We start from the raw sequence: 12,442 nt of genomic DNA, 5'->3' as shown, positions 1-12,442 counted from the left end.
TCCGTCTTCGATCGGAGCGCTCATGCCCGAACCCACACCACCCGTCCCGATGCTGGAACTCACCGATGTGGTCAAGGAGTACCGCGTCGGCGAGCAGCCGGTCCGCGCCCTCGACTCGGTGAGCCTGCGCGTCGAAACGGGCCAGTTCACCTCGATCATCGGCCCGTCCGGTTCCGGCAAGAGCACCCTGCTGCATCTGCTCGGCGCCCTGGACCGGCCCGATTCCGGAGCGATCCGGTTCCGCGGAGAAGAGATCGGGCACCTGGACGAGGAGCAGCAGTCGGCCTTCCGATTGCAGCGGGTCGGTTTCGTCTTCCAGTTCTTCAATCTGCTGCCCACCCTCTCGGCCTGGGAGAACGTGGCGGTACCCAAGCTCCTCGACGGCACCGGCCTGCGCCGGGCCCGGCCCCGCGCCCTGGAACTGCTGGATCTGGTGGGACTGGCCGACCGCGCCGGACACCGGCCCGCGGAACTGTCCGGCGGGCAGATGCAACGGGTCGCGGTGGCACGGGCACTGATCATGGACCCGCCGCTGATCCTGGCCGACGAGCCGACCGGCAATCTCGATTCGGCAACGGGCGCGGCGATTCTGGAACTGCTGGGACGGATCCCCGAATCCGGACGTTCGGTGGTGATGGTCACCCACGACATGAACGCGGTGGCGCACTGCGATCGGGTGGTCACCTTGCGCGACGGCCGGATCGGCGCCGACGACCGCGTGGAGTCGGTGGTCTGAGTGGGCACTCTCCTGCGAACGTGTGCCGCCTTCCGGGATCGGCTGTGGCTGTTCAATCTGGGTGAGCTGGCGCGGCATCCGGGCCGGACCGGCATGTCGGTGGCGGTCATGGCGGTTTCGGCGACCCTGCTGGTGGCCGTGCTCAGTATTTCCGGTTCGGTCACCGGATCCGTCGACCGGCTGACCGCGGGCCTCAGCGGCGCAGCCGAACTCGAGGTCTCCGGAATCGCCGACTCCGGTTTCGACGCCGATCTGCTCCCGGCGATCACCGCGGCCCCCGGGGTGGCGACCGCCGCGCCGATGCTGCGCGCGCAGCTGGGGTCCGGCGCCGACCGGGCGCTACTGATCGGCGCGGACCTGCGGGCCGCGGCGCTGGGCGGCGATCTGGCCGAACCGCTGTCGGAGCAGACCGGCGCCCTGATGACGGTGCCGAACGGCGTTCTCGTCGGCGCCGCCATGGGCTACACCGAGGGTGACCGGTTTCCACTCGGTTCCGGCACGGTGACGGTGGCCGCGGTGATCTCCGCCGAGGTGTCCGATCGGCTCAACGGCGGCCATATCGTGATCGCACCGCTCGGCACCGCCCAGCACTTGACCGACCGGGTCGGACGGCTGGATTCGGTGCAGATCGTGCCCGAACCGGGTACCGAACCGAGCCGGTTGCGGGCGGATCTCACCGAGATCGTCGACGGGCGAGCGGTGGTCGCCGAACCGAGCCTGCGGACCGCCCAGGCGAGCGGCGCGATCCAGCTGGTGCGGTATTCGACGCTGATGTCGTCGGCCGCCGCGCTGATCGTTTCCGGTTTCCTGATCTACAACGCGATGAGTATGGCGGTGGCGCAACGCCGACCGACCCTGTCGCTGCTGCGGGCGCTGGGCGGCCGACGCGGCCCGCTGGTCCGCGGACTGCTGGCCGAGGCAGCGGTGGTTTCGCTGGCCGGTGCCGCGATCGGCGCGCTGCTCGGGATCGCGGCCGGCCGGCTGGCGATCGGCCGGCTGCCGGCGGCGATCGTGCAATCGGTGGAATCCCGGACCGAGTTCCTGGTGCCCGGGTATGCGATTCCGGTGGCGGTGGCGGCGTGCCTGGTCGCCGGAGTCGGCGCGGCGGCGCTGGCGGCGCGCCAGGTGTACAAGGTGGCGCCGGTGGAGGCCCTCGCGCCGGTGGAGGTGGCCGATATCCACACGGCGAATCCGCGGCTGCGATGGGTGGCCTTCGGGGGTGGTGTGCTGGTGGCCGGGCTGGCCGTCGCGGTCGCGGTAGCCGATCTGGGCCGATTGTCCCTGGCCGCCATCTCGTTGTCGTTCACCGCCGCGGTGCTGTGCTGTTTCGCTGCGACCGGCCCGATCGTGCGGGCGGCGGCGGGGATCGCCCGGACCCTCGGCGCCGCAGGCGTTCTGGGCGCGACCACGCTCGAACGGGCGCCCCGGCGCGTATGGGCGACCACGATGACGGTGATGATCGGAGTCGCCGCCACCGTCGCGGTCGGCGGCGCCTCGCAGAACATGGTGGGTTCGGCCACCGAATCATTTCGGGACCTGGGCGAATCGGACCTGTACGTCAGCACCGCGCCGGTGGAGCAGTTCCCGACCGGACCCGTACTACCGGCCTCTGTCCGGGATACGGTCGCCGAGGTTCCCGGTGTCGCGGATGTGCAACCGGGGCAAATGGCCTTCGCAACGGTCGGCGCGGGACGGGTGATGGTGCAGGGCTACCCACCGGATCGGGGCAATGCCCGGCTCGGCGCCGTCGACAGCGCGGTGCTGGATCGGATGGCCCGCGGCGCGGGCGTGGTGGTGAGCCGGGACGTGGCGCGCACGCTGGACGTCGAGGTCGGCGACACCCTGCGCCTGCCCACCCCCAGCGGGGTGCAGGAAACCGAAGTCCTGCAGGTCATACCGTATTTCACGGCGGTGGCCGGGGTCCTGATGATGAATCTGGACCAGATGCGGCAGTGGTATCAGCGTCCCGGTGAGACGATCCTGTCCGTCGTGTTCGAACCCGGCGCCGACCCCGATGCAGTCCAGGCAGCGGTGCGGGCCGCCGTACCGGAGCAGCTGTACGTGGACACCGGGACACAGATGGTTGCGGCGATCTCGGCGAGTGTGCAGCAGGGGGCCGCGATGAGCCAGTCGATCCTGTGGATCGTGGTGCTGGTCGCCACGGTCGCACTGTTGAACACGCTGATGCTGTCGGTGCTCGAACGCCGCCGCGAACTCGGCGTGCTGCGCGCGATGGGCACCAGCCGGAAGGTGCTGCTGCGTTCGGTACTGGCCGAAGCCGCCGGAATCGGGGTCACCGGTGCGACACTCGGGCTGTTCGTCGGTGTGGCGGTGCAGTACCTCGCCACCCTGGCGATGGGGCATGCGATGACCATCGACATCCTGTACCGGCCCAGCCCGATCGTGATCGGTTACGCCGCCGTCGCCACCACCCTGGCCCTGGCGGGCGCGGTGCCACCGGCATTGCGGGCCGCCCGGATGCCGATCATCGCGGCGCTGGCGGCGGACTGAGCGGCGCAGCGGCAAGTTCAGCCGATGATCACCACGACCACCGCGATCGCCACGGCCAGTACGCCCAGCACCCCGAACAACGCCCAGCCGAGGCCCCGCAGCACCCCACGGGACCGAGGTGCTTCGGCGGGCAGCTGCGGCGCAACCACCGGCCCGCCGAGCGGCGCCGCCTCCGCACCGGAACCGGGTGCGGGTGCGAGACCGGGTGCGAGTACGGAACCGGGGGCGGGTGCGAGACCGGGTGCGGATGCGGAACCGGGTGCAGATGCGGCGGACCTCGGGCCCCCGGCACCCGCAACCGGGTGGCCTGCCGGGCCCGCTCCAGCCCGCCGCGTCCCGGCGCCGTTCGGGTCCGGGACCACGTTCGCCACCACCTCGGTAGGCGCAGTGGCCCCGTGACCCGCCGCGCCGGTCGGCGGATCGCCGGCCGAATTTCCGGGCTGCGCATCGAGTTCCGTGTCTGCCACCACCCGCGGCGCCGCACCGGAATCGGTAGCAACGGGATCCACCGGGTGCCCGGAGCCCGATGCCGCATCGGACGTCGCCACGGCCGGGGACCCGTCCGTGTCGACCGGCAATTCGGCGGCGACCGGCAATTCGGCGGCGACCGGCAATTCGGCGGCGGCACCATCCGCCGAACCACCCGGCACGACAACGGATCCACCGGCCGACGGCGAAGCCGTCGACGTGGCGGGTAGCGGTTCTCCGCCGGCAGCCGCAGCCGGTGGTTCACCCGGTGGTGGAACGGACCCGAATGAGGCCACCGCGAAGCGCACCGTCTCGGGCGGGCCCGCATCCGGTACCGGCCCGGGCGCAACGACGGCTCCCGGTGACGCCACCCCGGGCGAGCAGGCCTCGGGCGGCACCACCTCGGGCGAGCCGGGAGACGACGCCTCGGGCGAGCTCGAACCGGGCGAGACAACGGCAGGTGGGGCACCCCGGGTTCCGGGCGACACAGGTGGGTGAGCCCCAGGGGAAGCCACCGCCGACGAGGCCGCCCCGGGTGGTGGCACCGCCCCAGAGGAAGCCACTCCCTCCGACACCGCCCCGGCCGGGGGCACCTCCTCAGCACCAGCCCCGGATGACGCCACCCCAGATACCGACGCAACAGGTGGCACCGCCCCGGAGCCAGCCACTCCCCCCGACACCGCCCCGGCCGGGGGCGCCACCTCGGCGCCGGCCCCGGATGACGCCACCCCGGATACCGACGCTACGGGTGGCACCGCCCCGGAGGGAGCCCCCCGGGCCGCGGGTGCCCAAGGGGGAGCCGCGGGCGGCACGGCTGCCCCGGGTGGTGGCACCATCCCGGCGGGGCCGGCCGCAGGTGCGGCCACTCCGGGTGGGACAGCCGCAGGGGGTACCACCGGTGCGGCCATCGGATAGGGCGGCGCCGGGAGCTGCGGCGCCGGGGCCGCGGCGACGGCTCGGCGGGCTGCCGCGGCGAAGGCGGCGCAGGAGACGTAGCGGGCCCGGGGGTCCTTGGCCATGGCGGTGGCCAGCACCGCATCCAGCGCCGGCGGCAGGCCGGCTCGGCGGAGGGCCAGAGGTGGGGGCAGCAGATACAGGGTGCCGCGGATGATCTCGTTCGGGTCGGGATGGTCGAAGGGCGCGACGCCGGTGAGCATCCAGTACAGGGCGCAGCCCAGCGCGTACTGGTCGCATCGGTGGTCCAGGTCCCCGCCCAGCATCTGTTCGGGAGCGGCGAAGGCGAGGGTCGCGGTGAACATGCCCTGCTGGGTGAGCCGGGTGGATTCGGCGCGCAGCCGGGCGATCCCGAAGTCGGTCAGGAACACCCGCTCGCCCTGCCCACCGGCCGACCGGGCGAGCAGGATGTTGCCCGGTTTGACGTCTCGGTGCAGCACCCCCTGGCTGTGCGCGTAGTCGAGGGCGTCGGCGACCCCGGCGACGACCTGCACGGACCGTTCCGGCGGCACCGTGAACGGATCCACCGAGGCGGCGTCCACCCCGTCGACGTATTGCATGCTGATCCACAGCTGCTCGTCCTCGGTGCCCCGGTCGTACACCGTGACGATGCCGGGATGGTCCAGCCGGGCGGCCAGGTCGGCCTCCCGTTCGAAGCGGGCCCGAACCCGGGTGTCGGCGGACAGATCCCGGTTCAGCAGCTTCAACGCCGTCAGCCGCTCCAGCCGCGGCTGCCGCGCCAGGTAGACGGTGCCCATCCCGCCGCGGCCGAGCATCCGCTCGATGGTGAACCCGGCGAATTCATCACCCTCGGAAAGCAAGTGGACCCCCAATTCGATTCCGGCACCGCATCCGACGGGGCAGCGTACCCACCGCACCGCCGATTGTCGGCTCAGCCGGGCGTGACCAGGCCGGATTCATAGGCCAGCACCACCGCCTGGGCTCGATCCCGCAGCCCGAGTTTGCCGAACACCTTGGACACGTGCGTTTTCACCGTCTGCTCGGCAACATAGAGGGCCTCGGCGATCTCGGTGTTCGACATCCCGGTCGCGACCAGTTCCAGCACTTCCCGTTCCCGCGGGGTGAGCGCGGCCAGCGCCGGATCGGGGGTGGCCCGCACCGAGGCGCGGCGGCGGGTGACGTCGGCGATCAGCCGCCGCGTGATGGTGGGTGCGAGCAGCGCCTGCCCGTCGGCCACCACCCGGACGGCCCGCACCAGTTCGTCGGCGGGCGCGTCCTTGAGCAGGAACCCGCTGGCGCCGACACTCAGCGCCTCGTACACGTAGTCGTCGATGTCGAAGGTGGTCAGCATCAGCACCCGCACCGGCGGATCGAAGCGGCGGGCCAGGATAGCCCGGGCGGCGTCGAGACCGTTCATCTCGGGCATCCGCACATCCATCAGCACCACATCCGGCCGCAACCGCTCCGCCTCGGCGACCGCGGCCGCACCATCGGCGGCATCGCCGAGCACGCTGATATCGGGCTGGGCCGCCAGTAGTGCGCCGAAACCCTGCCGCACCATCGCCTGGTCGTCGGCGATCAGAACCGTCACTGCCACACCGGTCACCTTAATGGAGTTCCGGTCGGGCACCGGCTCACTGCAACGACACCGGCGCCACCGGCCCACCGGCGGATGCGTGCGCCGGCAGCCGGGCATGCACCTCGAACCCGCCGTCGGCGCGCGGACCGGCGGTCAGTTCGCCGCCGGCCGCCTCGGCGCGGGTCCGCATCCCGGCGATGCCGTGTCCTCCGCCGCCGCCCGGCGCCGCTGCCGTACCGGCCGCGGGGCCGTTGCCGATGCCGACCCGGACCTCCGGGCCACAGACGATCCGGACGTCGACGGCGGCGCCGGGTGCATGCCGGGCGGCATTCGCCAGCGATTCCTGCACGATGCGATACAGCGCCAGCCCGGCGACCTCGCCCACCGTCGCGAGATCCCCGTCCACCGTCCATTCGATGGTCGTGCCGGCCCGGCGGGCGCCGTCGCACAGGGCGGGTACGTCGGCGGCCCGCGGCTGCGGCGCATGCTCCGGCAGCTGCCCGTCGCTGCGCAGCACCCCGAGCAGGCTGCGGATTTCGTCGAGTGCGGTGCGGGCGGTGGCCCCGATCGAATCGAATTCGGCATGCGCAGCCGGCGGCAGGTCGGTGATCCGATAGGGGGCGGTCTGGGCCTGCACCACCACCAGCGACATGTGGTGGGCGACCACATCGTGCAGATCACGGGCGATCCGGGCCTTCTCCTCCAGGATCGCGCGCCGTGCCCGTTCCACTTCGTTCTGTTCGGCCTGACGTTCCAGCTGCCGCCGCGAGGAGGTGAGGCTGCGCAGCAGATACCCGAACAGCAGCAGGGCGCCGAAACCGATCCCCCAGCCCCATACCGGCCCCTCCGCGGATCCGGGCATCGTGGTGCCGAACAGCAGGGAGGTTGCGGCCCACACCACGACCAGCAGCGGCACCGGCGCGGTCAGCCCGACAGCGAACACCAGCACGAACAGCACGATCACGTGCACCACCTGGAACGGCACGTCATCGGTGGGCTGGTTCTGGATCGCCACCGCGATCAGCAGGGCGCTGCCCGCCGAGATCGCCCAGCCCAGCGCCGGGTTGATCCGCACCAGCAGGATCGGCAGCGCCGCCAGGCCGGCCAGGAACGGGGCCAGCGGCGCCGGGACGACATGGGTGACGTGCAACGTCGGCCATGCGATCGACAGCAGGATCAGTGCCACGGCGACGAGGCCCACATCGGCCCACAGGCCGGCGTTGCGGAGTGAAGGTGGCCGGAGTTCGGTCATGGTGCCAGCCTAGGAACCCGCCGGCGCGCACCACCTCATACCCGAGGGCGAGATCGCACCCCCTACTGTGGGGTGGTCCTGCGGCCCGCACCCCACCGGGATCCGGTCCCGGGACGCTTCCGGAGACCGATGTCGGTGGTCCGGCCGTCTCGTTACCTTCGGAGCCCATGAGAGCAGCGTTTCGCCCCGCCCGGCACGGCAGCCGGGCCCTGTGTGCCACCGGACTCGCGACCGCCGCCGCAGTGGTGATGACCGCGGCGCCCAGTGCCGCCGGCACCACCCCCGGCGCCCCGGAGGACGCACAGTCTGCGGCCGTCGTGCGGGCCCTGACCGACGACCGGGTCGACGATCCGGCCGTGGTGCCCTGGGACTTCGGCTACCGGTTCGGCTACGCCCCGGTGCTGTCCGGCGGCATGCTGGTGAACCCGGACGGCGGGTGTTCCTCACCGGTGACGCTGCCGGAGGAATTCGATGCCGCGTGCCGAGCCCACGATTTCGGCTACGACATGCTGCGGTATGCGGAACGCCAGGATCGTCCGCTGGGCCCATGGGCGCGGCGAGCCCTCGACGACACTCTCAGCCGGCGCATGCACGGCGCCTGTGACGGCCGTGCCGACGACTTCTCCCGGGCCCGCTGCACGGTCGTCGCCGATCTGGCCTTCGCCGCGGTCGATATGAACTCGCGCCGCCAGGACCATGCGGCGCCGGTGGTGGAGAATCTGTTCGCCGAGACCGATCCGGCCGACCGGCCGAACCTGTGGCCGCTGGCCAAATCGCTGCTGGGCCTGTTCGCGCTGGTCGCGGCCTGCGCGGTGATCATCGACGCGATCCGGGCCCGCGGACGGCGGGCGGGACGGTAACGTGCCCTGGTGGCTCTGGAGATCAACAGCACGGTCGATATCGACGCCCCCGCCGAACGGGTGTGGGAAGTTCTCACCGATTTCGACCGCTACGGTGAATGGAATCCGTTCGTAGTCGAATGCGCGAGCACCCTGGAACCGGGTGACCCGATCGACATGCAGGTGAAGCTGGGCGCGCGGGTGCGCCGGCAGCGGGAATGGATTCGCTCGACGACACCCGGGCAGGGTTTCAGTTACACGATGCGCCCGGCACCGCTCGGCGCCCTGCACAGCCTGCGCAGCCACCGGCTGACGCCCCTGGACGGGAACCGCACCCGCTACGAGTCGGAATTCACCCTGGCCGGTTGGCTGAGCCCGGTCGTGACCGCGGTCCTCGGTGGTCCGCTGCGTTCCGGGTTCGCCGCGATGACCGCGGCACTCGCCGAGCGGGCCGCCCGCTGACCCGGTCCCGGGGCGTGACCGCGCCCCGGGACCCGCATCGACTCAGCGGCCGGGGATCGTCGGCAGCGGGCCGCGAGCGACCTCGTAGGCCGCGCCCACGCGGTACAGCCGGTCGTCGGCCAGCGCCGGGGCCATGATCTGCAGGCCGACCGGCAGGTCGTCGTCGGCACTGAGCCCCGACGGGACCGACATTCCGCAGTGCCCGGCCAGGTTGGTGGGCAGCGTGCACAGGTCGGACAGGTACATGGCCAGCGGGTCGTCGACCTTCTCGCCCAGCTTCCACGGCGTGAACGGGCTGGTCGGCGAGATCAGCACATCCACCTGCTCGTAGGCGGCGGCGAAGTCGCGGGCGATCAGGGTGCGCACCTTCAGCGCCTGCCCGTAGTAGGCGTCGTAATAGCCGGCCGACAGCGCGTAGGTACCGATCATGATGCGGCGCTTGACCTCCGGACCGAAACCGGCCTCGCGGGTCAGCGACATCACCTGGTCGGCGCTGTGACTGCCGTCGTCGCCGGCGCGCAGGCCGTACCGCATGGCATCGAACCGGGCCAGGTTGGACGACACTTCCGACGGCATCACCAGGTAGTAGGCGGACAGCGCGTACTCGAAGTTCGGGCAGGACACTTCGATCACCTCGGCGCCCAGTTCCTTCAGGGTGGCCACCGCGGCCGCGAAGGAGTTCAGCACGCCGGGCTGGTAGCTGTCCGAGTTCAGCTCCTTGACCACGCCGATCTTCATGCCGCGCAGGTCACCGGCCGCACCCTGCCGGGCGGCCGCGGCCACCGGCGGGACCGGCACATCGCGCGATGTGGAATCCTGCGGGTCGTAACCGGCGATCACCTCGTGCAGCATGGCGGTGTCGAGCACGGTGCGCCCGCACGGACCGCCCTGGTCCAGCGAGGAGGCGCAGGCCACCAGGCCGTACCGGGACACCGTGCCGTAGGTGGGCTTGGTGCCGACGGTGGCGGTGACCGCGGCCGGCTGCCGGATCGAGCCACCGGTGTCGGTGCCGATGGCCAGCGGCGCCTGATAGGACGCCAGCGCGGCCGCCGAACCGCCGCCGGACCCGCCGGGGACCCGCGAGGTGTCCCACGGGTTGCGGGTCGGCCCGTAGGCGGAGTTCTCGGTGGACGAGCCCATCGCGAACTCGTCCATGTTGGTCTTGCCGAGGATCGGGATTCCGGCGGCCCGCAGCCGGGTGGTCACCGTGGCGTCGTACGGCGACATCCAGCCCTCGAGGATCTTCGAGGCGCAGGTGGTCGGCATGTCCGTGGTGGTGAACACGTCCTTGAGCGCCAGCGGCACGCCCGCGAGCGGCGAAACCGGTGCTTCCCCGGCGTCCAGCGCGGCGTCGACCACGGCGGCCGCGGCCAGCGCCTCGTCGGCGGCCACGTGCAGGTAGGCGTTCAGCTCGCCGTCGACCTTCTCGATCTGCTCCAGGTGCGCGCGGGTGACCTCCTGCGAGGACACCTCCCGGGAGTGGATCTTGGCCGCCAGGTCCATCGCCGACAGGGTGATCAGTTCGTTCACGGTGCTCATTCCCCTTCACCGAGGATCTGCGGGACGACGAAACGCTGCTCCTCCACCGCGGGCGCCTGGTCCAGCGCCTGCTCGGGAGTGAGCCCCGGCACCACGACGTCCGGCCGGGTCACGTTGGTCGCCGGATTCGGCGAGGCGGTCGCGGGAACGTCGGCGGCGGCGACCTCGGAGATGGTCCGCACGTGGCTCAGGATCGAATCCAGCTGGCCGGCGAACTGATCCAGTTCGGCATCGGTCAGCGCGAGCCGGGACAGCCGGGCGAGGTGAGCTACCTCGTCGCGGGAGATGGCGGGCACCGCGGAACCCCTTTCGCCTTCGGTGGCAGGAACACAGATGAACGTGCACAGCCTAAGCTCGGACTCGATAACCGGCGCACCGGGGTGTAACTATCGGCTGACCGGGTATCCGATTCTCAGCTTCGCCCCGACTAGGAAAGGAACGCACGTGTCATTCCTGCTCCGCGTGCAACTTCCGGATCGCCCGGGAAGCCTCGGTGCCCTCGCAGTAGCCCTCGGCACCGTCGACGCGGACATCCTGTCGCTGGACGTGGTGGAGCGCGGCGCCGGTTTCGCGGTGGACGATCTGGTGGTGGAGGTCCCGACCGGGGCCCTGCCGGACACGCTGATCACCGCGGCCGAATCGATCACCGATGTGCGGGTCGATTCGATCCGGCCGTACTCCGGCGTACTGGACACGCACCGCGAGCTCGAACTGATCGACCAGGTGGCCAGTGCCCGCGACGACCGGCTGCAGGTCCTGGTGGACGGCGTACCGCGGGTGCTGCGGGTCGGCTGGTCCACCGTCATCGGGATGGACGGCGAGGCCACCTTCCGGGTCGTCGGCAGCCCGAGCGCACCGGAGACGCAGGCCGGTTCGGCACCGTGGATGCCGCTGCAGAAGCCGTCCGCGCTGGACGGTGACGCCGAATGGGTTCCGCAACTGTGGCGCGATATGGACACCACGCTCGCCGCCGCCCCGCTCGGCGACTCCGGCCGGGCCCTGTTGCTGGGCCGGCCCGGCGGCCCCGAGTTCCGTCCCTCCGAGGTGGCCCGCCTCGGCTACCTCGCCGGCATCGTCGCCACCGTCCTGGGTTGAGCCGGACGCCGGTCGCCTGCTCAGCGGTCGATCGGGGCCTCCGGAAGGCCGTATCGCAGCACGCTGAGCTGCAGGCCGTTGCCGGGTGACCAGGCCCGTTCCGGGACCGGGAGGAAACCGAGCCGATCGTAGATGCGGCGGGCGTCGGCCATCGCAGGCATGGTGGTCAGGACCACGGCGCGGTACTCGCCTGCGCGGGCCTCGTCCAGGACGGTGCGGACCAGCGTTGTCCCCGCACCGAGGCCGCGGGCGGATTTCGCGACTGCCAGCATCCGGAACTCGAGTTCACCGGGCCGGGCGATCTCGGCGTACGGGGTGCCGGGACGGGCGACGGTGAGCGACCCGACGATCCGGTCCTCGTGCACGGCGACCAGGATCTCGGCCGCCGCGGCACGGTGCGCGACATCGGCGAGTTCGTGCACATAGGGGTCGGCGGCGGGAACATAGCCTTCGCCGACGTAGACCGCCACCGTCAGCTCGGCGACGGCGTCGTACTCGTCCGGGCAGGCCGGACGGATCTGCACTGTTTCGGTGACCTCCACCGGATCCATGGTGCCATCGGCCGGGGTGGCCGATCCGCGGTCAGGAGCTCAGGTAGGGGCGCAGGCCGGGGTGGTCGGGCTGCCAGCGTTTCGGCGAACCGGCCGGGTAGACGGCGGTGAGCAGGTCACCCACCATCGGCCATTGACCGGCATCCCACGCGAACCGGCGGTACACCACGGTGCCCGGTTCCGAGGGCCCGCTCAACGTGCCGGTGATGGTGACGTATTGCACTCCGGTCGCCGCCGGCCGCGGACTCACCCCGGTCACCTGCAACGTTCCGTATTCGACCGGCTTCGGCCGCCGCCCGAAGAAGGAGCCGCCGGACGAACGGTCCCCCTCCTTCCCGAACTCCACCGGCGCCGCACCGGCTCCGGGCGCGCCGTTCCGCGGCCCGGACCCTCTGCCCCGGGTGTAGGCCAGCGCGAGCGCCGCCAGCGCCACGGCCACCATGAGCAGAATTCCCAGCTCGAACATGTCTCCATGCTAGTTCGGCCGCCGGGACG

General features: G+C 71.6%; 12 protein-coding genes. 5 read left to right on the top strand and 7 right to left on the bottom strand.

From position 1 onward, the window contains the following. The first annotated feature begins 22 nt into the window (after positions 1–22). Positions 23–736, top strand: a complete 714-nt coding sequence (locus AC1HFH_RS08340) for an ABC transporter ATP-binding protein (protein ID WP_480246852.1) — start codon at positions 23–25, stop codon at positions 734–736. Then, the gene (locus tag AC1HFH_RS08335; RefSeq protein WP_480246851.1) at positions 737–3,247 is read left to right on the top strand and encodes an ABC transporter permease; all 2,511 of its coding nucleotides are present in this window, start codon (positions 737–739) and stop codon (positions 3,245–3,247) included. Between the two features lie 17 nt (positions 3,248–3,264). On the opposite strand, the gene AC1HFH_RS08330 is transcribed toward AC1HFH_RS08335, so the two are convergent. From AC1HFH_RS08330 to AC1HFH_RS08320, 3 genes are all read right to left on the bottom strand, one after another. Continuing rightward, complete coding sequence (locus AC1HFH_RS08330) at positions 3,265–5,490, bottom strand: serine/threonine-protein kinase (RefSeq protein ID WP_480246850.1); 2,226 nt, start codon at positions 5,488–5,490, stop codon at positions 3,265–3,267. Between the two features lie 71 nt (positions 5,491–5,561). Beyond that, positions 5,562–6,227, bottom strand: coding sequence for a response regulator (locus tag AC1HFH_RS08325; protein ID WP_480246849.1), 666 nt, complete (start codon positions 6,225–6,227; stop codon positions 5,562–5,564). A 37-nt stretch (positions 6,228–6,264) separates the two neighbouring features. Further along, positions 6,265–7,461, bottom strand: coding sequence for a sensor histidine kinase (locus AC1HFH_RS08320; protein WP_480246848.1), 1,197 nt, complete (start codon positions 7,459–7,461; stop codon positions 6,265–6,267). A gap of 167 nt (positions 7,462–7,628) precedes the next feature. Between AC1HFH_RS08320 and AC1HFH_RS08315 the strand changes: the two genes are divergently transcribed. Together AC1HFH_RS08315 and AC1HFH_RS08310 are read left to right on the top strand one after the other, a co-directional pair. Further along, on the top strand, positions 7,629–8,321 hold the full coding sequence (locus AC1HFH_RS08315; protein ID WP_480246847.1) for a hypothetical protein: 693 nt from the start codon (positions 7,629–7,631) through the stop codon (positions 8,319–8,321). 9 nt (positions 8,322–8,330) lie between these two features. Beyond that, positions 8,331–8,762 (top strand): SRPBCC family protein, encoded by a 432-nt coding sequence (locus AC1HFH_RS08310; RefSeq protein WP_480246846.1) that lies wholly within the window; start codon positions 8,331–8,333, stop codon positions 8,760–8,762. A 42-nt stretch (positions 8,763–8,804) separates the two neighbouring features. Here AC1HFH_RS08310 and gatA read toward each other — a convergent pair whose 3' ends face one another. Together gatA and gatC are read right to left on the bottom strand one after the other, a co-directional pair. Beyond that, positions 8,805–10,301, bottom strand: coding sequence for an Asp-tRNA(Asn)/Glu-tRNA(Gln) amidotransferase subunit GatA (gatA, locus tag AC1HFH_RS08305; RefSeq protein WP_480246845.1), 1,497 nt, complete (start codon positions 10,299–10,301; stop codon positions 8,805–8,807). Then, complete coding sequence (gene gatC, locus AC1HFH_RS08300) at positions 10,298–10,597, bottom strand: Asp-tRNA(Asn)/Glu-tRNA(Gln) amidotransferase subunit GatC (protein WP_480246844.1); 300 nt, start codon at positions 10,595–10,597, stop codon at positions 10,298–10,300. Before gatC ends, gatA begins: the two co-directional genes overlap by 4 nt. Before the next feature lie 148 nt (positions 10,598–10,745). On the opposite strand from gatC, the gene AC1HFH_RS08295 reads away from it, so the two are divergent. Continuing rightward, on the top strand, positions 10,746–11,396 hold the full coding sequence (locus tag AC1HFH_RS08295) for an ACT domain-containing protein (protein ID WP_480246843.1): 651 nt from the start codon (positions 10,746–10,748) through the stop codon (positions 11,394–11,396). A 20-nt stretch (positions 11,397–11,416) separates the two neighbouring features. Here AC1HFH_RS08295 and AC1HFH_RS08290 read toward each other — a convergent pair whose 3' ends face one another. Together AC1HFH_RS08290 and AC1HFH_RS08285 are read right to left on the bottom strand one after the other, a co-directional pair. Beyond that, positions 11,417–11,947, bottom strand: coding sequence for a GNAT family N-acetyltransferase (locus AC1HFH_RS08290; protein ID WP_480246842.1), 531 nt, complete (start codon positions 11,945–11,947; stop codon positions 11,417–11,419). A gap of 31 nt (positions 11,948–11,978) precedes the next feature. Next, on the bottom strand, positions 11,979–12,413 hold the full coding sequence (locus AC1HFH_RS08285) for a hypothetical protein (RefSeq protein WP_480246841.1): 435 nt from the start codon (positions 12,411–12,413) through the stop codon (positions 11,979–11,981). Positions 12,414–12,442 lie beyond the last annotated feature (29 nt).

The sequence above is a fragment of the Nocardia sp. KT25-26 genome (assembly GCF_056627695.1).
Note: the sequence above shows the minus strand (reverse complement) of the source record. Positions and strands in the feature narration are given on the sequence as shown.

Coding starts and splice junctions, on each gene's coding strand:
- gatA (WP_480246845.1), bottom strand. CDS start 10,301: ATGAGCACCGTGAACGAACTGATCACCCTGTCGGCGATGGACCTGGCG.
- AC1HFH_RS08320 (WP_480246848.1), bottom strand. CDS start 7,461: ATGACCGAACTCCGGCCACCTTCACTCCGCAACGCCGGCCTGTGGGCC.
- AC1HFH_RS08340 (WP_480246852.1), top strand. CDS start 23: ATGCCCGAACCCACACCACCCGTCCCGATGCTGGAACTCACCGATGTG.
- AC1HFH_RS08315 (WP_480246847.1), top strand. CDS start 7,629: ATGAGAGCAGCGTTTCGCCCCGCCCGGCACGGCAGCCGGGCCCTGTGT.
- AC1HFH_RS08285 (WP_480246841.1), bottom strand. CDS start 12,413: ATGTTCGAGCTGGGAATTCTGCTCATGGTGGCCGTGGCGCTGGCGGCG.
- AC1HFH_RS08290 (WP_480246842.1), bottom strand. CDS start 11,947: ATGGATCCGGTGGAGGTCACCGAAACAGTGCAGATCCGTCCGGCCTGC.